Source organism: Pseudomonas sp. NFPP28 (assembly GCF_900115535.1).
Lineage (GTDB): Bacteria > Pseudomonadota > Gammaproteobacteria > Pseudomonadales > Pseudomonadaceae > Aquipseudomonas > Aquipseudomonas extremorientalis.
Genome location: NZ_FOWT01000006.1, coordinates 424,929 through 444,285, shown reverse-complemented (window position 1 = coordinate 444,285; position 19,357 = coordinate 424,929). Strand labels below are relative to the sequence as shown.

The 19,357-nt window shown below is 58.2% G+C and carries 17 protein-coding genes and 1 pseudogene; 13 read left to right on the top strand and 5 right to left on the bottom strand.

Features of this window, described 5'->3' with window-relative positions; all coding sequences use genetic code 11:
• Positions 1–10 precede the first annotated feature (10 nt).
• Together BM110_RS18530 and BM110_RS18520 are read left to right on the top strand one after the other, a co-directional pair.
• A complete protein-coding gene (locus BM110_RS18530; protein ID WP_175538854.1) occupies positions 11–1,174 on the top strand; it encodes a ribonucleotide-diphosphate reductase subunit beta in 1,164 nt (387 codons plus the stop codon).
• A gap of 308 nt (positions 1,175–1,482) precedes the next feature.
• Positions 1,483–2,127 carry an HAD-IB family hydrolase gene (locus BM110_RS18520; RefSeq protein ID WP_033901931.1) on the top strand — a complete coding sequence of 215 codons (645 nt, stop codon included), beginning with the start codon at positions 1,483–1,485 and terminating at the stop codon, positions 2,125–2,127.
• Positions 2,128–2,206: 79 nt separating this feature from the next.
• Here BM110_RS18520 and BM110_RS18515 read toward each other — a convergent pair whose 3' ends face one another.
• Together BM110_RS18515 and BM110_RS18510 are read right to left on the bottom strand one after the other, a co-directional pair.
• Complete coding sequence (locus BM110_RS18515; protein ID WP_093513951.1) at positions 2,207–3,751, bottom strand: Fic family protein; 1,545 nt, start codon at positions 3,749–3,751, stop codon at positions 2,207–2,209.
• A 270-nt stretch (positions 3,752–4,021) separates the two neighbouring features.
• Entirely contained in the window at positions 4,022–4,981 is a 960-nt protein-coding gene (locus BM110_RS18510; protein WP_093513950.1) for a LysR family transcriptional regulator, read from the bottom strand.
• Positions 4,982–5,174: 193 nt separating this feature from the next.
• Between BM110_RS18510 and argH the strand changes: the two genes are divergently transcribed.
• The 7 genes from argH (at position 5,175) to BM110_RS18475 (ending at position 12,010) form a co-directional block, all read left to right on the top strand.
• Entirely contained in the window at positions 5,175–6,602 is a 1,428-nt protein-coding gene (argH, locus tag BM110_RS18505) for an argininosuccinate lyase (RefSeq protein WP_093513949.1), read from the top strand.
• 97 nt (positions 6,603–6,699) lie between these two features.
• Complete coding sequence (locus BM110_RS18500) at positions 6,700–7,578, top strand: amino acid ABC transporter permease (protein ID WP_093513948.1); 879 nt, start codon at positions 6,700–6,702, stop codon at positions 7,576–7,578.
• Positions 7,579–7,602: 24 nt separating this feature from the next.
• On the top strand, positions 7,603–8,367 hold the full coding sequence (locus tag BM110_RS18495) for an amino acid ABC transporter ATP-binding protein (RefSeq protein ID WP_016974699.1): 765 nt from the start codon (positions 7,603–7,605) through the stop codon (positions 8,365–8,367).
• Positions 8,368–8,392: 25 nt separating this feature from the next.
• Entirely contained in the window at positions 8,393–9,214 is an 822-nt protein-coding gene (locus BM110_RS18490) for an ABC transporter substrate-binding protein (RefSeq protein WP_093513947.1), read from the top strand.
• A 149-nt stretch (positions 9,215–9,363) separates the two neighbouring features.
• The gene (locus BM110_RS18485) at positions 9,364–10,533 is read left to right on the top strand and encodes an MFS transporter (RefSeq protein WP_092247120.1); all 1,170 of its coding nucleotides are present in this window, start codon (positions 9,364–9,366) and stop codon (positions 10,531–10,533) included.
• 54 nt (positions 10,534–10,587) lie between these two features.
• Positions 10,588–11,535, top strand: a complete 948-nt coding sequence (locus BM110_RS18480) for a hypothetical protein (protein WP_092247117.1) — start codon at positions 10,588–10,590, stop codon at positions 11,533–11,535.
• 94 nt (positions 11,536–11,629) lie between these two features.
• Positions 11,630–12,010 (top strand): helix-turn-helix domain-containing protein, encoded by a 381-nt coding sequence (locus tag BM110_RS18475; protein WP_092247114.1) that lies wholly within the window; start codon positions 11,630–11,632, stop codon positions 12,008–12,010.
• Positions 12,011–12,168: 158 nt separating this feature from the next.
• Here the strand turns inward: BM110_RS18475 and BM110_RS18470 are convergent, their stop codons facing one another.
• From BM110_RS18470 to BM110_RS18460, 3 genes are all read right to left on the bottom strand, one after another.
• Positions 12,169–13,707 carry an amidase family protein gene (locus BM110_RS18470; RefSeq protein ID WP_256575439.1) on the bottom strand — a complete coding sequence of 513 codons (1,539 nt, stop codon included), beginning with the start codon at positions 13,705–13,707 and terminating at the stop codon, positions 12,169–12,171.
• A gap of 110 nt (positions 13,708–13,817) precedes the next feature.
• A complete protein-coding gene (locus BM110_RS29895; protein WP_256575438.1) occupies positions 13,818–14,294 on the bottom strand; it encodes a hypothetical protein in 477 nt (158 codons plus the stop codon).
• A 384-nt stretch (positions 14,295–14,678) separates the two neighbouring features.
• On the bottom strand, positions 14,679–15,728 hold the full coding sequence (locus BM110_RS18460; RefSeq protein WP_092247111.1) for an MBL fold metallo-hydrolase: 1,050 nt from the start codon (positions 15,726–15,728) through the stop codon (positions 14,679–14,681).
• Positions 15,729–15,851: 123 nt separating this feature from the next.
• Here BM110_RS18460 and BM110_RS18455 point away from each other — a divergent pair, with 123 nt between their 5' ends.
• The 4 genes and pseudogenes from BM110_RS18455 (at position 15,852) to BM110_RS30235 (ending at position 19,311) form a co-directional block, all read left to right on the top strand.
• Positions 15,852–16,478: a TetR/AcrR family transcriptional regulator gene (locus BM110_RS18455; RefSeq protein ID WP_093125459.1), complete on the top strand. Its 627-nt coding sequence runs from the start codon at positions 15,852–15,854 to the stop codon at positions 16,476–16,478.
• A 192-nt stretch (positions 16,479–16,670) separates the two neighbouring features.
• The gene (locus BM110_RS18450) at positions 16,671–17,729 is read left to right on the top strand and encodes a diguanylate cyclase (protein ID WP_071489505.1); all 1,059 of its coding nucleotides are present in this window, start codon (positions 16,671–16,673) and stop codon (positions 17,727–17,729) included.
• Positions 17,730–17,991: 262 nt separating this feature from the next.
• Positions 17,992–18,714 (top strand): annotated as a pseudogene (locus BM110_RS30240) (PAS domain-containing protein); the annotation flags it as partial.
• A gap of 117 nt (positions 18,715–18,831) precedes the next feature.
• On the top strand, positions 18,832–19,311 hold the full coding sequence (locus BM110_RS30235) for a methyl-accepting chemotaxis protein (RefSeq protein WP_371914601.1): 480 nt from the start codon (positions 18,832–18,834) through the stop codon (positions 19,309–19,311).
• The last annotated feature ends 46 nt before the right edge of the window (positions 19,312–19,357 follow it).

Here is a 19,357-nt window from a genome sequence, read left to right as displayed (position 1 = left end):
CGAAGCCAACATGGACCGCCTCGACGGTGCCGGCGCCGCGGCTGCGCTGGAAGCCCGTAACGTGACCGCCAACGACTCCGCCGCCATCGTCCGCGCCAAGGCTGCGCTGGACAAACTCGACGTCGCCGAAGGCCTCGCCGAACTCGAAGGCGCCTCCGCCCGCGTCGCCGTTGACGAAAAGCGCATGATCAACTGCCGCGCCGACCTCAACCAACTCGTGCCGTTCAAGTACGACTGGGCCTGGCAGAAGTACCTCGACGGCTGCGCCAACCACTGGATGCCGCAAGAGGTCAACATGACCGCCGACATCGCCCTGTGGAAAAACCCCGAAGGCCTGACCGACGACGAACGCCGCATCGTCATGCGCAACCTCGGCTTCTTCTCCACCGCCGACTCCCTGGTCGCCAACAACCTGGTGCTGGCCGTGTACCGCCTGATCACCAACCCGGAGTGCCGCCAGTACATCCTGCGCCAGGCCTTCGAAGAAGCGATCCACACCCACGCCTACCAGTACTGCATCGAATCGTTGGCCATGGATGAAGGCGAAATCTTCAACATGTACCACGAGATCCCATCGGTCGCCAAAAAGGCCGCCTGGGGCCTGAAGTACACCCGCTCGATCTCCGATCCGAAGTTCGAAACCGGCACCGTCGAAACCGACAAGGAACTGCTGCGCAACCTGGTCGCCTACTACTGCGTATTGGAAGGCATCTTCTTCTATTGCGGCTTCACCCAGATCCTGTCCATGGGCCGTCGCAACAAAATGACCGGTGTGGCCGAGCAGTTCCAGTACATCCTACGTGACGAGTCGATGCACCTGAACTTCGGTATCGATGTGATCAACCAGATCAAAATCGAAAACCCACACCTGTGGGATGCCGAGATGAAGGAAGAAGCGACCCAGATGATCCTGCAAGGGACTCAACTGGAGATCGAATACGCTCGCGACACCATGCCGCGTGGGGTGTTGGGCATGAATGCGGCGATGATGGAGGATTACCTCAAGTTCATCGCTAACCGTCGTCTGTCGCAGATTGGGTTGAAGGAAGAGTACCCAGGGACGACTAACCCGTTCCCGTGGATGAGCGAGATTATGGACTTGAAGAAAGAGAAGAACTTCTTCGAGACCCGTGTGATCGAATACCAGACTGGCGGCGCGCTGAGCTGGGATTGATTCCTGAGCCAAGCAACCCCATGAAGCCCTGACGTGTTCAGGGCTTTTTTGTGCGCGGTGAATTGCCACTTTTTGAAGCACATCAGGCTGACCTCCTCGCCCCGAAGGGTTCGGATCGCATCACCAATGCTGTAGCCTTGTGCCCCAATTGCCATCAGTGTTGTCACCGGTCGAGTGACCGGGACGTCTTCAACGAGGGGCTTTACGCCAGGGTCGGAAGATTGGCACGGGAGTAGACTCCCGCTGTCACACCTGATGCACACTCAAAAGATACCCGATAGGACCGAGGCCAACCCGTGAACCCAGACATGCTCGAAGCCGGCCCCGCTGACGCCAAAGTACTTTCCGTCTTTGACTTCGACGGCACCCTGACCCACCACGACAGTTTCGTGCCCTTCCTCAAGTTTGCCTTTGGCCCCGGTGAGTTCTACGGCCGGATGGTCAAGCTGGCGGTGCCGGGGCTGCGCTTTCTGGTGCGGCAGATCAGCCGGGATGAGTTGAAGGCGCAGTTGATCCGCACCTTTATGACCGGGGTGGAGAAAGCGTGGGTGCAGCAGAAGGCCGAGGAGTATTGCCAGAAGACCTGGGCGCGGCTGATGCGGCCGACAGGGGTGCTGTCGGTGGAGCAGGAGTTGGGCTCCGGGGCGGAGGTCACGCTGTGTTCGGCGTCGCCGGCATTGGTGTTGCAGCCGTTTGCCAATCGGCTGGGGATCAAGTTGATCGGTACGGAGCTTGAGGTGGTCGACGGGGTGTTGACCGGCAAGCTCACCGGGAATAATTGCCGGTGTGAGAACAAGGTGTTGCGGCTTGAGGCGGTGTACGGGGATTTGGGCGAGTATCGGCTGCGTGCCTGGGGCGATACGCGTGGGGATCGGGAATTGCTGGCGGCGGCGCAGGATGCGCATTTTCGGCATTTTCATGCGAAGAAGAAGCGGGCTCGGTTGCAGCGGTGATGCGGGTGGGTGGGGTTGGCGGGTAGACCGTGGGTCGCGCACTAGCATGGGGTGCCAGTGCGCGGATGGCCCATTCCGATCAATCGTCCCCGCTACCCAATTCTTGATCTTCAAATGCGGATCGCACCGCTTCCACAACCCGTTCGGCTAGGTGAATCACTTCCAGCTGCGGATAAGCTTTCTTCAATTTCCCCGATACCTGCCAGCCATTTTCCTTTAACGAGCGAATGACTCGGTTTGCGTCCTGGTCAGGCATTTCCAGCACTTCTTTTAGCCGTTCCTGGGCGCGCTGAAAGATGACCAACACACGCGCTTCATCAGCCATCTCTATACGAACCGTGTGCGCCACTACCTGTGCCGTATACAAGACTTGGTCGGTCAAGTCTGGGTAGCGCCACGCGAATTGCGCATCGTCGTAGTCATCGAAGACCAGATTGCTGCGGGTTCCGTCCTCGTAGACTACAAGTTCTCCAAATCGATAGGAGCCAGCGTAGCGTTGCATGAATGGCCGCGAAAATGCCTCCAGCGTACGATCGTAACGTGCCCGGAAATCAATCGAACTTGTGATTGTGGCCGACACTGGCAAGATTACGCCTTCAGGCACCGCCTTATCACGGATCAAGGTATCGTTGATCAGAAAGCGATGGATCCGACCATTGCCGTCTCGCATAGGGTGGATATAGACAAAAGCGAAAGCGATTACAGCGGTCCGGGCCAGCGGCTCAGCGCCCCGTGTTGCCAACTCGAATGCTTTCAAGCCGTCGAGCAATTGCATTAGCACCTCAAATGGCGGCGCAATGTAGTGCACGATGTCCTCGCGCATAGTGGCCTGCCCCACGAAGACCGGTGAGTGCCGTAAGCCCAGCCCTAGCGCCTCTTCCCCCAAAATACCGGCTTGCAAGGTGTGCAGGCTTTCATTACTCAACGGATTCTCGATGTGACCACAGTACTTGGCGATCACGTGGGCAAACCGCTGGATCCTGTCGGCTTTGTCTGCCTCTCTCTCGATCAAAAAGCTGGCACGCGACTCCTTGAACGTCAGCCAACTCGCCGTGCGCATCAGGATATCAGCGCCAAAGGTCTGGTTCAGCTCCCCCAGTGCTGCGCCCAGATCAAACTGCAACGCTTCTTGCACGGCTTCGGTGCGACGGATCAAGGGAGAGAACGCAGGTACGCCGGGAAGATTATCGTTGATGCGCCAACGCCTTATACGCAAAGGCTCAACTCGGGTCAGGTAATGCTGTGATGAAACAGCATCGACATAGCCGCCATTGGTAACATCTGGTACATCAAGGTGCAGTCCGGTTAACCACTCGTACAGGAATCCGGTGCGGCGGGCATATTGACCAAAAGGCGTTTGCCGGCACCAGGCTTCGACGGGCTCAGGGCCGGCTGCAGCAAATAGGCGAGCGAAGAATTCGAGGTGAATTTCTTCGTACTTGAGCCCGAACTCGAAATGCCCAGCGAAGTCGTCCGAGGGTTGGTAGCTGAGTGGATACTTACGCTCGACATGTCCATTGCTCTCGTGGCTCATGCGGGTCGTACCGATTGCCGATTCGACGCGCAGTGGCTGTGCCAGCGAGATACGGTAGCGGTCAGCGAGCGCCTTGAAGCCTACCTGCATGGTCGAATCCCCTAACGAACGATAAAAAACGATAACTATTGGGGGATAGTAGGCGAAAACGATAATTTTGCGAGTGCGAAAACGCTAACGCGCTCTAAAATTTGCTAACAAATCAGCCATTTCATTTGAGAACGATAACAACCTAAAGGGCAGCCATCCGAGTTGAGGGGCCGGCAGGAGACCGAGGCGATCCCTTCGCAGCCTCGCTGGGGCTCGACAGCTCCCACAGTTGATCGCTGTCGCTCGGAGGGACGGTGTTCGGCTTGAGTGTTATGCCGTGGCTTTAAGGTCTACGCCCAAGGCTGTGGCGAAGGCTTTTACCATCGGGCTGCGTGGGGCGTTGTGGCGCAGGATCAGGTTGAAGGCCGTGCTCAGGTGAACTTGCTCAGGGCACAATGCCCGTAGGCGCCCTTCTCTTACCAAGGGCGTGGCGTAGTGTTCGGGCAAGAAGCCGAGGAAACGGCCAGTAAGGATCAGGATCGCGACGGCTTCGACTTGTGAGGCCGAGGCGGACTGGCTGTCATAGTTGACGAAGTTGGCCTTGTCACGATGGATCGCATACCGGTGGTTAACCACTTCGTATTGGCGCAAGACCTCGGGCGTGATGTCGTTCGCCTCGAAGAGTGGATGTCCTACAGCACAGTAAGCGTGGGCCTTTTCTTCATACAGCGGGAAATAATCGAATTCTTCGCGGCGCTGGTACACCGGCACGATGCCTACGATCAAGCGTCCCTCCACCACGCCGCGTTCAACTTCGTCCAGTTGTGAAGCATGTAGGCGCAATCTAATTTTCGGCGATTCGCTATGTAATTTCCCCAACGCGGCAATAAGCGGGGAATTAACGTCGGACACGGTGTTATCAATTACGCCCACACTAAGGTCGCCAATAAGCTCATTCTGCGCCGAACTAAGCTTGTCGCGAAAACTGTCCACCGAGGTAAATAACTCGATGGATGCCTGATACACCAACTTGCCTTCTTCGGTCAGCCCAAACCCTTCGCGACCCCGAGTGCACAGGCGCATGCCGATGCGAATCTCAAGGTCGGAGATCTGTTTGCTGATCGCCGCCAGGCCCACGTTCAGCTCGTTTTGCGCGGCACTGAAGCCGCCGGCTTCGACCACGGCCATGAACACGCGCAGCAGTTTGAAGTCCAGCCCGCTCAACTGCAGGGGCGGTCTTGTGCCGGGTTTGGGTAGCAGGTTTCCAGAAGTGGAAAGTGGGGTTTCCATAATACGCGTTGACCTCAAGTGCCATATTCAACAGGCTTCAACCCAATCCTTGAACATAGCCAGGCGGCGATAATGAACATAAACATCCGCCCTTGGCAACCTTGAATACGGCGCGTCAGACGCTGGTTCAGTCTAGTTGAAAACTTATTTTTACTGCCTCCGACTCTTCTAAAAACAAGCGTGAGGAACAACCATGTCCCAGCCCACCGACCGCCTTTGGGGCGCTCGTTTCAAGACCGGCCCGTCTGCTGCATTGGCCGCGTTGTCGCGTTGCCCTGAGCGCTATTTCCGCCTGACACCCTACGACCTGGCCGGCTCCCGTGCCCATGCCCGTGAATTACAGCGCGCCGGTTTGCTGGATGAGTCGGAGACCCTGCGCACCCTCGACGCGCTGGACGGTATTGGCGCAGATTTCGCCGCCGGCACGCTGCATCCGACCCTGGATGACGAGGACGTGCACACCTTCATCGAACGCGTACTGACCGAACGCCTCGGCGCCCTGGGTGGCAAGTTGCGTGCCGGGCGTTCGCGCAACGACCAGACGGCCAATGACCTGCGCCTTTTCCTACGCGACCATGCGCGCACCATCACCACCGAGGTGTTGGGCTTGCAACAGGCGTTGGTGGAACAGGCTGAGCAGCATGTGGAAAGCATCTGCCCGGGCTTCACGCACTTGCAGCAGGCGCAACCCATTGTGTTCGCCCACCACTTGCTGGCGCATGCCCAGTCGATGTTGCGCGATGTGCAACGCCTGGTGGATTGGGATGCGCGCACGGCGTTGTCGCCACTGGGTGCGGCGGCAATGGCGGGTTCGGCGATTGCGCGGCAACCGGAGCATTCGGCCAGGGAAATGGGCTACACCGGGCCGTGCGAAAACTCCATCGACGCCGTCGCCAGCCGTGACCATGTAGCGGAGTTCCTGTTTGTGGCGGGCATGCTCGGGGTGAATATTTCGCGCCTGTCCGAAGAGTTTTGCCTGTGGTCCTCGCGGCAATTTCGCTGGGTGGTGCTGGACGATGCCTACGCTACCGGCAGCTCGATCATGCCGCAGAAAAAGAACCCGGACATTGCCGAATTGGCGCGCGGCAAGGCTGGGCGCTTGATTGGCAACCTGACCGGCTTGATGTCGACGCTCAAATCATTGCCGCTGTCGTACAACCGTGATTTGAGTGAAGACAAGCACAGCGTGTTGGACAGCGTGGATACATTGCTGCTGGTGTTGCCGGCGATGGCCGGAATGGTTGCGACCATGAAGGTGCAGGTACAAGAGCTGCGGCGTCAGGCGCCGATGGGCTTCACCTTGGCGACTGAGGTGGCGGATTGGTTGGCCACCCGTGGCGTGCCGTTTAAAGAGGCCCACGAGATCACCGGCGCGTTGGTGCAGGCCTGTGAGAAGCATGAGATTGAGTTGTGGGAAGCCTCGCCGGCGATGTTAGCGGAGGTGGATGCACGACTCACACCAGAAGTGCGCGACTGCCTGACCCTGGAAGCGGCGATTGCGGCGCGCAGTGGGTGGGGTGGAACAGCGCCGGAGCGGGTTCGGGAGCAGATTGGGCGGTTGAAGTCCGCATTAGCGGCTCAACAGCAGTGGGCAGAGAGTTATCAGGGGTTCCGGATTTAAATCTGCGGTGTTTGGGCGGGCGTCTTCGCAGGCAAGCCAGCTCCCACATTTGGACCGCGTACAGTAGTTAGAGCGTTGTAAGTTTTGGAGATTCACCATGAACCAAACCCCGGCCGAGCGCTTGGCAGCCGAGCGCAAGTTGTCCGAGAACCAGTTCGATATCACGCAGTACGAACACGTGCCGCGTCGTTATTACGGGCGGATGTTCTTTGCCACGTTGATCGTGATCGTGTTGGCTGCATTGCTGCGTGCCTTCGCCAACGGCCAGATCGAATGGTCCTACATCGGGCAGTTCCTCACGTCTGAGGCCATCCTCTGGGGCTTGGTCAACACCATCGTCATGTCGATCCTGGCCATGGTGCTGGGCGTGGTGATCGGGGTGATCACGGCGATCATGCGTATGTCGGCCAACCCGATCCTGCGCTATGTGGCCATCACCTACACCTGGCTGTTCCGGGGTACGCCGCTGATCCTGCAACTGCTGCTGTGGTTCAACCTGGCGTTGATCTTCCCGGTGATCGCGATTCCCGGCGTGTTCAGCATCGACACCGTCGACCTGATGACGCCGTTCGTGGCTGCCCTGCTGGGCCTGAGTATCAACCAGGGTGCGTACACCGCCGAAGTGGTGCGCGCCGGTTTGCTCTCGGTCGACACCGGCCAGTATGAAGCCGCCAAGTCCATCGGCATGCCGAGCCTGCAAGCACTGCGTAGGATCATTCTGCCGCAGGCCATGCGGGTGATCATTCCGCCTGTAGGCAACGAGTTCATCAGCATGGTGAAAATGACCAGCCTGGCCAGCGTGATCCAGTATTCGGAACTGCTGCACAACGCGCAAAACATCTATTACGCCAACGCCCGGGTCATGGAACTGCTGATTGTGGCCGGCATCTGGTACCTGGCGGTGGTGACTGTTCTTTCATTTGGCCAAAGCCGCCTCGAGCGCCGCTTTGCCCGCGGCGCCGGCAAGCGTTCGTAAGTCTGGGTCGAGGAGAATTGCCCCATGAGAAGCATCGTCAAGGCCGTCAACCTGAACAAGTACTACGACCAGTATCACGCGCTGCGCGACATCAATATCGAGGTCGAGCAAGGCGAAGTGATGTGCATCATCGGCCCGTCCGGCTCAGGTAAAAGCACCCTGCTGCGCTGCGTCAACCAGTTGGAAAAAATCGACAAGGGCGGCCTGTGGGTCGACGGCGAACTGGTGGGTTACCGCGTGGTCGGCAACAAGCTGCATGAGATGAATGAATCGCAGATTGCCCGCCAGCGCCTGGCCACCGGCATGGTGTTCCAGCGTTTCAATTTGTTCCCGCACATGACCGTGCTGCAAAACATCATCGAAGGCCCGTGCCAGGTACTCAAGCGTTCGCCCAAGGAAGCCACCGAGGACGCCCTGGAGTTGCTGGCCCGCGTCGGCCTGGCGGACAAACGCAATGCCTATCCGGTGGAGTTGTCCGGCGGGCAACAACAGCGTGTGGCGATCGCCCGTGCGCTGGCGATGCGCCCCAAGCTGATGCTGTTTGACGAACCGACGTCAGCCCTCGACCCGGAGCTGGTAGGAGAAGTGCTGTCGGTGATGCGCGACCTGGCCACCACTGGCATGACCATGATCGTGGTCACCCATGAGTTGGGCTTCGCCCGCGAGGTCTCCAACCGCATGGTGTTTATGGATGCCGGCCAGATTGTGGAAGCCGGCAGCCCCGAAGAAATTCTAATAAGCCCACAAAACCCGCGTACCCAAAGCTTTATTTCTGCCGTTCGCACTTAACTAAAAAACAAACGAGAACGCCTCCATGACGAAAATAGTTATCCCCACGTTGCTCGCAGGCCTGATGGCCTCTTCCGTTGTTTTCGCGGCATTGCCGGCGGCAATCAAGGACAAGGGTGAGATCAGCGCGGCCATCGTGCCGAACTACCCGCCGATGGACTTCAAGGACCCGGCCACCAACAAGATCACCGGCCTGGATTTCGACCTGGGCAACGCCCTCGCCGAGCGCCTGGGCGTGAAGATCAAGTGGCAGGAAACCGGCTTCGAGCAGATGCTCAGCGGCCTGACCACCAAGCGCGTGGACATTGTGCTGTCGGGCATGACCGACACCGCCGAGCGCCAGAAAGCGGTGACCTTCATCGACTACTTCACCAGCGGCCCGCAGCTGTACACCCTGGCCAAGCGTGACGACCTCAAGGAATTGACCGACCTGTGCGGTAAAAAAGTCGGCACCAGCCGCCGTACCACCTGGCCGTCGGAAATTGCCGCGTGGAGCAAGGAAAACTGCGAAGCGGCGGGTAAACCGGCGATCGTGGTGATCGGCACTGAGGGCTCGGCGGATGCACGGGCGCAGTTGCAACAGAACCGCCTGGACGCGGCGATGCAGGGCAGCGAGACCATTCCTTATCTGATGTCGCTGGATAAAGGCAAGTACAAGCCGGTGGGCCTGGCGATTTCCAAGCAGTTCACCGGGCTTGGGATTGAGAAGAGCAACACGGAATTGGTCACGGCGATCAGTGAAGCGTTGCAAGGCATGATCGATGATGGGACCTACGGCAAGATTCTGAAGAAGTGGGACCTGGAGCAAGGTGCGGTCGAAAAAATCACCATCAACTCCGGCCAATAACTCGATCTGAACAATGTGGGAGGGGGCTTGCTCCCGATAGCGGTCTATCAGCCAAGCATCTGGTGACTGAGCCACCGCCATCGGGGGCAAGCCCCCTCCCACCCTGGATTTTCGTTGTCCACAAAGATAACAAGGACACCCGCCCCACCGTGGCCACCTACTCCCTGGTAATCCGCCGCCTGATGATTTGCTCGGTGACCATCGTGGTCAGCCGCGCCATGACCAGCCCGTTGCTGGCCCTGTTGCTGAGTACCCGCCTGGGCCTGAACCAGCAGGACATCGGCTTGCTGATGGGCATCGCGGTGTTTATCGCGACATTACTGGGCCTGTACGGTGGCTACATCATCGACCGCCTGGAAAAGCGCAAGCTGCTGATCCTGGCCATGCTGTCCAGCTCCATCGGTTTTCTATTGCTGACCTTTGCCAGCAACCTCTACCTGACCACCCTGACCCTGGTCATCACCGAAGCGGCGTCGGCGCTGTTCCTGATTGGCTCAAAAGCCATCATCAGCGAGAACCTGCCGGTGGGCGAGCGTGCCAAGGTGTTTTCCCTGCGCTACACACTGACCAACGTCGGCTACGCCACAGGCCCGATGGTCGGCGTCGTGATTGCCGGCCATATGCAACTGGCACCGTTCCTGATCGCCAGCGCGATCGCCTTTGGCAGCCTGTTCCTGATGATTGGCATCCCGCCCACCCAACGGGATGACAGCAACAAGCCCTTGAGTTTCCTCATCACCCTGCGCACCTTGCGCAACGACCGCACGCTGATTCTGTTCACCAGCGGCAGCCTGCTGAGCACCATTGTCCATGGGCGCTACACCTTGTATCTGTCGCAGTTTTTGCTCGTAGCCTACAAACCTGCCGAGGCGCTGAAGATTCTGTCTGCGGTACTGGCCTGCAATGCCATCACTGTGATTTTGATGCAGTACCAGATCGGCCGTTTCCTCAAGCGTGAGCAACTGCGCTATTGGATCGTGCTAGGTACGTTGCTGTTCATTGCCGGGCTTATCGGTTTCAGCCTCGCAAACAGCCTGGTCACCTGGTGCCTGGCAATGTTCGTGTTCACCCTGGGCGAGATGATCATCTACCCCTCCGAGTTCCTGTTTATCGACACCATCGCACCTGATGCGCTGCGCGGCAGTTACTACGGTGCGCAGAACCTGGCGGCATTTGGCGGGGCAATGAGCCCAGTGATTTGCGGCTATCTGTTGATCAATGCCACGCCGGCCAGCATGTTCTATGCGTTGGGGGCACTGACTGCGGTAGGTGGCACCTTGTGTTTCTTGAGTGGACGACGGGTAGCAGGTTCTTGCTGATATTTACCCAGGATCCCGCTATTAATAGCGAAACCTCCCACGGACCAGCGCCCCATGAAATTCGATACGGCCTACAGCCTGAGTCTCGATGACAAGCTGTCGATCTACGACGTACGAGACCTGAATTTCGACGAAACCGCCGACTTCGATTCCGACAGAGATCGCTTCCTGTGCCCCAACGACGAATGCCGGGCAGCGTTTGATACCAACAATACCCTGAGCACCTTCAACGCCAAAAACGTCAATTACCTGCGCACGCCGCACTTCAAGAACAAGACCGGCACCCAACACATCGATGGCTGCCGCTACGCCAGCACGCACAAGACCACCGCCGGCGAAAGTGATGACGAGCGTGAGGACAATTTCCCATCGGAATTTGTCCTCACACGCCGCCAGTACGAGCGCAAGATCCCGTTGGCGGGCACCGAAGGAAGCATGCCACTAGAACCAACCAAGACCCCCTCAGACCGCAACTCCGTTTCCCACGGCGCCAGCGACACCACACCAGACAAAACCAGCGTGTTCGCCCACCCGGTGGAATGCTATGTGTCCAACATCGACGACAAGGACAAACTCAAGTCCATGCCGTTGAAGATCGGCGACCACACCGCCACCTACTGGACGTTCTTCAAGAAGATCGAATACCTGCAGGACAACAAGGGCCTGATCTACTGGGGCAAGATCAAGGAAATCAAGGACTACACCAGCAGCTTTCGCATCGATTTCGAAAAGAAGGCGTGGCTCGACAAGAAGCCCTACTCGGTCAACGTCTACCTGAGCAAGAAACTCATCGAAAACTACCGCAAGCGCAAGGCATTCCTGGAGCAGATCAAGGCGGCGGTGGACAGTGAGCGGGCGTTGTACTGCTTCTTCTATGGGGTGACGCCGGAGCTGAAACAGGTGCCGAGCAAGAAAAACCCCGAGCAGACGTTCGGGGTGTTCAGCGCGAATATCGAGAACCTGGATCACCTGATCATTCGCGAGGCGCCAGGGGTGGAATAACGGGTCGTTGAACATCCAGTTGATGAGCGGTCAAAACAACTGTACAAAAACACAGTATAGTTTGCCCTCCCCCGTCGAATCCTGGAGAAAACCCATGTCCTCTCTGGCAATGAGCTCTTTCGTAGAACAGCAGATCGTCCTGCATCAATTCACCGCCAAACACAGCGTGCAAGCGCGCGCGATGCTGGGCTGGAGCAGGGAACACCTGGCTATTCAGGCCGGCGTGGCGGTCGAAGCGGTTCAACAGTTTGAAAATCAATACGACGTGGGGGATGAAACCCGCCTGGCATTGGCGTTTCGGTTGGAAGCTGAAGGGCTGGCGTTCTTCCCGGGGTTTGCGCCGGGGTGGGGGATGAGTGCGCGCCGCTTTGACACCGCCACAACCGAACACGCGGCGCAAGGGATCATCTCTCGGTTGATCGGCGCAACTTCGTCATCACTTGACTCACCAACGCCACAACCTAATGGTGTGTAGCGCTTCAGGCCTGCAGTTGCAGTGCCCGGCGCATCAATTTGGGCCCCTGGCCCTGGGGCCAAACCTGTCACATCGCAAACCCGCCTTACGCTACGGTTCGAGTTGATCAAGGGAGACGGACCTCTGCTGTGCATCTGCCAGCAGAGGTTGAATCAACCTTATGCGAGGTTTGTAGGTTCCTCTATAGTGGCGCCTGTATCAACGGGTGCTGGCGAGAAGGGCGTCCCCGGAAGAAAGGCGGGTTCCTTGATCGACGGGGAAGCTTGTTCATAGACATAAGCAGCCGAGAGTAAGGTCGCTTCACTTTTAGCTGTGCCATATAAATAGAGCGCTGTCGGCATACCTTCATCATCCATCCCGGACGGGATGGACATGCCCGGGTAGCCCGCGGCGGCGGCGTAATAATAGTTGTGAGAAAGAAAGTTCGACACCATGGCATCGAGTTTGTGTTCTTTGATGGGATCATCGATGATTTTCTGGAAAATCGGAACGATATCCTGCCACAACTGATCGCGCCTCTCCTGGGTCACTTTCAGATCGTTGATGATTTCCAGAAGCTTCTGGTCAGGCTCTCCTGGCTGCAAGTGACGTTTGTTGAAAGCTATCACTTCCGAGATCGACTTGACCGGCAACCCCTCCCGACCTGCCAGGTAATTTTCCAGTTGTTGTTTGACGTCTGCAAACAACGCTTCGTTATAGTCCTTGTAGTTTTGTTCAGTAATGCCTTCATCCAATTGTCCGACCGGAACCAAGATAGCGCCCCTATCCTTCAACACTTTTATTGCAGCCTCATAGTGTTTTCGGTCTGCCCGTTTCGCTGGGTCTTTGGCATCCTCTTCAGACAGTTCAGGCAGCGGTGTGTAGCCAATTCTCTTGCCTTTCAAGGCATCAGACCGCAGGCCTTCAGTGTAGCGCTTGCTTTCGGTCATTGCGTTGAGTACCTCTGCCGCATCCCGGACAATACGTGTGAAGGTGCCTACCGTATCCATACGTGAACTGATCATGACACCCTCGGTACTGACCAGTCCAACCGTGGTTTTCAGACCGAAAACACCGTTGTAGGCCGCCGGGGTAATGATCGAACCACTGGTTTCCACCCCTAACGCCACAGCAACAAGCCCTTGGGCAACCGCAACAGCAGAACCGGAACTCGACCCAGCCACCTGGCCTCCCAACCGATGAGGGTTGAGCGTCTGGCCACCTCGGGAACTCCACCCATCAACGGGAAATTCAGAGCGGAAGTTGGAAAATTCACTCATGTTGGTTTTACCCACAACCACCGAACCAGCCTTCAGCAATTTGTCCACTACCTTGGCGTTCTTTGGCGCCGGTGCGCCTACCAATGCCTTGGAACCTGCACTTGTCTGCATACGGTCCTTGGTTTCAAAAACGTCTTTCAACGCAACCGGAACGCCGTGTAGATATCCACGAGTGATGCCTCTGGCACGCTCCTGATCGCGCATTTGCGCCTGCTTGCGGGCATCGGGGTTGATTTCTATAAACGCGTTGCCACCTTGCAACCCGCGATCAATATTGGCGATTTGTTTCAGCGAGTCGTTAACCAGCGATTCTGAAGTGGCTTGGCCTTTTGCCATTTCCTCTGACATTTGAAAGGCACTCTTGAAGCCTTGCGGCTGATTCAAAAGTGCCTGCAGCACACCGTCTGTTAATCCGCCTGCGATAATCGGTCCGGTCATAAACTGCCTCACTACTTGACTGAATGTCAGGCTATCGGTCGATAACCCGACATCAGTCTAAGAAGTCCCCCGTGGACAACCGTTGAGGCTAATCCTGCTCCGGGGTCCGATCATTCACTACTCGATGTAGGCATCCGCAAGGAATCTTTCAGTAACCGACGATAGAACCGAACCAGTACCAGTATGCGGTCACCGGCCCAACGAGCACCGTAAAACCACAGTTTCGTCCCGTCCTCAAGCAGCTCGCATGCTCCGGGATACCCGCTGGCGCACGCGCCATGAAACGCTGCGCTTTTACTTTCGGACACAAGGGCATCAAGACTTTGCTCACCGACGCGCTCATCGATCTCATTGCGAGTATACGCAACGAATGGATTGGCCCTGTCAACTCGCAAGGCATCCAGCGCCACCAGTTGCGCGCCCGCCGAGCGCAAGGTATCCAGGGCTTGTAGGAAAGCAGGACTGTGGTCGACGACCTCGCTTGCACCGGGTCCAACGTAACGGTTGGCAAACCCTATGCGCCAGCCAACCAATACCTGAGTGCGGGTGAAGGGGCTGTTGTTCATCACGGGAGGGACTTCAGCCATCAACGGCCCCGAGGGGTCAATACCACTCAATGCGATCAATGACAGCGACGGGTCGCGCGGGGGTTTGAGGGCAAGTCCCGGGGCGTCATACCCCGGGATCGGGACGCCCCCTCGGGTGCCATGAGCCTGGGGATCGACACCGAAAACGATACCACGAGGGCTTGTATGCTCTTGGGCTGTCGTTGCCTGGGCTGACGCGTCAGTGAGCGCAGACACCGGTTGCCCCGTCGGACAGGGCAGCCCCACCTGCCAATATTTCTTACACTTGCACTCCATGAAATATGTCCCCCGACACATAAATTTCCGGGGATCATCGCACCGTTGCCTGGCGCCTGTCGCAGCTCTGAAACAGCTTGAAAACTCCTTTTTCCATAGCCTCCTCCGTCAGCCTGCGAGGTGTTCCTGTGCCCCCTGGGTTTCCACCTCCAGCCACCACGCACCTCCACGCTCTGGCTGATTCAAGCTGAACGCCTGCCCCATCTGCGGCGTAGTGATCGACACGTTGCGCTCCCAGGCCAGGGCCATGATGCGGTCGAACGGCTCATGCCAGGCATGGAACGCCAGGTCGAAAGTGCCGTTGTGAATCGGCAGCAACCAGCGGCCCTTGAGGTCGATATGCGCTTGCAGGGTTTGCTCTGGCTGCATGTGCACATGGGGCCAGTCGACGTTGTAAGCACCTGTTTCCATCAGTGTCAGGTCAAATGGACCGTACTGTTCGCCGATGCGTTTGAAACCGTCGAAGTAACCCGTGTCACCGCTGAAGAAAATCCGCCGAGGTCCATCGATCATCACCCAGGAACACCACAGGGTCTGGTTGGCATCAAACAGACCGCGCCCGGAAAAATGTTGCGCAGGGGTGGCGACAAACCGAACGCCATCCACCTCGGTGCCCTGCCACCAATCCAGCTGGCGCACCTTGCTGCCATCCACCCCCCACTTGACCAGGATGTCGCCCACGCCCAGCGGCGCAAGAAAATAACGAGCCTTGTCGGCCAATTGGACGACAGCCTTGCGGTCAAGATGGTCGTAGTGGTTGTGGGACAGAATCACTGCCTCCAGGGGCGGCAACTCTTCAAGGCTGATCGGCGGCTGATGGAAGCGCTTGGGGCCGGCCCAACTGAACGGTGAGGCGCGCTCGGCAAATACCGGGTCGGTTACCCAGAATTTACCGCGCATTTTCAGCAACACGGTGGAATGTCCAAGGCGGAATACGCTGTGATCCGGGGCCGCCAGCAATTGCTCGCGCGTCAGCGGTTGTACCGGAATCTGCCCCACCGGCCGCGTGCTGCGGGGTTTGTTGAACAGCATATTCCAGAAAATGCGCAAGGTTTTGCCGAAGCCACCGTGCTGCACGGGGGCATCGTTGCTGAAGTGCCCTTGGCCTTGCTTGGGCGCTGCTGGCGAAGAATCGACACGGGACGAGATCGTGGCCATTACCGGGTGACTCCTACAGATCGCTTATAAATTACACTGCACAGTGTAGTTTCAAGATTGCAACAAAACCCGGAGCAAGTAAACTACCGAGTGTAATTTTCGTCCAAGAGCCGAGCCCCACCCATGACTGCCCCTCAACGCCTCACCGACCGTAAACGCGAAGCCATTGTGGCTGCGGCCATCGCCGAATTTCGCGCAAACGGTTTCGAGGTCACCAGCATGGACAAGATCGCCGCCACTGCCGGCGTATCCAAGCGCACCGTGTACAACCACTTCCCCAGCAAGGAAGAACTGTTCGCAGAAATTCTTCATCAGCTCTGGGCCAGCAGCGTCGCCCAACTTGACGTCAGCTACGCCAGCGACCGCCCATTGCGCGAACAACTGCGCGGGTTGTTGGAGGCGAAGATGAAGATGATGTCGGACACCAACTTCCTCGACCTGGCCCGGGTCGCCATCGCCGCCACCATCCATTCGCCGGAACGTGCGCAAGACATGGTCACCCGCCTGAGCCAACGCGAAGAAGGCTTCACCCAATGGGTTCGCGCCGCCCAGGCAGACGGCCGGCTCAACTGCTCCGACCCGGCCTTCGCCGCCCACCAGATCCAGAGCCTGCTCAAGGCCTTCGCCTTCTGGCCACAGATTACCCTCGGCCAACCCACCCTGGATGCCGCCCACCAGGCCAGCGTGATCGAGTCGGCCATCGACCTGTTCCTCGCCGGCTACGAAGTCACCCTGCCCCGCCAGCCATAAAAAACCTGTTGTGTGAGCGACATTCCAGGTCGCTTTTGACGCATTCGCCCTCTGTTTTGCGCAAATGGCCTGGAAGGACACTGATTATTCCCACGCGAATAACTGACAATATTCACAGGCATTATCCGATCAACGGTTGATCCAGCGAACGTGCGCCACCGTATCTGCAAAAAACAGCTGCCCCAGGAATTTATGGAAAACAGACAAGGCAAAGGGCTTTCATTTGCCAAGCGTATCTACAAGCCAAGGATCATCGGCCTTTCTATCGGCTGTATCAGCGTCAGCGGCGCCCTTTACACTCTCGCCATGCCGGGCTGGGTGTGGGCACTCCTGCTGTTCAACGGGTTTGCCTGGGCGCATGTGGCGTATCAACTGTCGGCCCGCTCGCAGTACCCCTACCAGGCAGAACAACGCAACCTGCTGTATGACTCGCTGCTCGGCGGCTTCTGGGCCGCCGCCACGCAGTTCACGCCACTGACGGCCGTGACCATTCTGTCGATGATGACCATGAATAATGTCGCCGCCGGCGGCAAGCGCCTGTTCCTGCGTGGCCTGTGCGCACAAGGGCTTGGAATCGGCGTGGCCGGCGCGCTGTTCGGCATCCGGTTCAACCCCGATGTCAGCCTGCTGCAGGTCTACACCTGCCTGCCGATGCTGACGCTCTACCCCATGGCCATCGGCATGGTCTGTTATCAACTGGCAATCAAACTGTCCGAACACAAGCGCGCCCTCAGCGCCCTGAGCCGCACCGACAGCCTCACCGGGCTGCTCAATCACGGTTCCTGGAAGGACCTGCTGCACCTCAAGTTCCACAAGTGCCGGCAGCAGCGGAGCCACGCCACCATTGCCTTGATCGACATCGACCACTTCAAGCAGATCAACGACACCCACGGCCATATCGTCGGCGATGCGGTACTGCGGCAGTTGAGCCTGGAGTTGCGGCGCAACCTGCGGGAAAACGACCTGGCCGGTCGTTACGGGGGCGATGAGTTCTGTGTGATTCTTCCGCAAATGCCGTTGGAACAGGCTGCCGAAATCATGGAACGCATGCGCGAAACTTTCAGCAATTACCGCAACCCGCAGATCCCCGAATTGCGGGTCAGCCTGAGTATCGGCCTGGCCGATTTCCAACCCTTCTTCAGCGATGCCGCGATGTGGCTGAATGCAGCGGATCGCGCGCTGTACGCCGCCAAGGACACCGGGCGCAACCGGGTCAATGTCAGCGACGAAGTGATCGCCCATTCCGCCTGAAGTCGTCCTACGACTCCTCGTCTGAAAAGACCAGAAAGCACCCAACAAGAAAGCATAATGCCACCACTGGTCGCCTACCCAAAAAAGGTCCTCCCACACGGGCGAACTTCTTGTCAGGCTGATCACTCTGAACCCGTTGTCCCACCCCCCTCTGTCAGCACAAGGAAGCTGGCAATGAGCAAGTCAACCGTATGGCGTACGCCTTACGGGGGCAGGCGCATATCCAAGGAAACCCCAGAGTCTGCTTGCCCGAGCACCGCACATGCTATTCAACACACATAAAAGAACCATCAGCACCCAGCAACACACCATCGCCCAACAGGCCAGCCTGCTGGACGCTATCGAGCGCTCCATGGCGGTGATCGAATTCGACCTGTCCGGCAATGTGCTGCGCGCCAATGCCAATTTCCTGCAGACCATGGGCTACCGCGCCGAGCAGGTAGAGGGCCAGTCCCATCGAATGTTCTGTACCCCGGCCTTCGCCCGTAGCCCCGAGTACAGCCAACTGTGGTCAAACCTGCGCAACGGCCAATTCCAGTCCGGCACCTTTGAACGGGTGGCCGGTGATGGCCAGTCGGTGTGGCTGGAAGCCAGCTACAACCCAGTGCGTGATGACGCGGGCCTGGTGACCAAAGTGGTGAAATACGCGATGGACGTCACCCCGCGCCTGCAGGCCGAAAGCGAAGCCAATGCCAAACTGGATGCCATTGGCCGCGCCATGGCGGTGATCGAGTTCAACCTCGACGGCACCATCATCACCGCCAACGCCAACTTCCTGCAGCGCATGGGTTACACCCTGGCGCAGATCCAGGGCCAGCATCACCGGATGTTCTGCAGCGCGGCACTGGCCAGCAGCTCAACCTACAGCGACTTCTGGAAACGCCTGAACCAGGGGGAAATGTTCAGCGGCCAGTTCGAGCGGGTGGATAAAAACGGCCAGGTCGTGTGGCTCGAAGCCAACTACAACCCGGTGTACGACGCCAGCGGGCGGCTGTGCAAAGTGGTGAAGTTCGCCTCGGACATCACCGCCCGCGTGCAACAGCATGCGGCGGACGCGCAGAGTGCGGCGCAGGCCTATCACCTGTCCTTGAACACTCAGGACATGGCAGAAAAAGGTGCCGAGGTGATTCAGAAAACAGCCAACGGCATGCGCGAAATTTCTGCCGACATCGACAGTTCCTCACAACTGATCGCCAAGCTCGGTGATCGCTCGCAACAGATCACTGCCATCGTCAACACCATTCGCGGTATCGCCGACCAGACCAACCTGCTGGCCCTCAACGCCGCCATCGAGGCCGCGCGTGCGGGTGAACAAGGCCGTGGTTTCGCCGTGGTAGCCGACGAAGTCCGGCAACTGGCGGCGCGCACCAGCGGCTCCACCACGGAGATTTCCAGCATGATCGCGATGATTCAGGCTGAAACCCGACAAGCCATCGACAGCATGGACGCCACCCGCGACCGCGCCGCCCAAGGCGTTGAAATGGCCAACCAGGCTGGCACAGTTATCCTGCAGATTCGCCAAGGCACCAGCGAAGCGGTGCAGGCGGTGAGTGCATTCGCCAACGAGCGTGGCGGCAACTGACCCGATCTTCATACGGAGTGCCGGGGGCTCGGTCTATAGTGCTGGT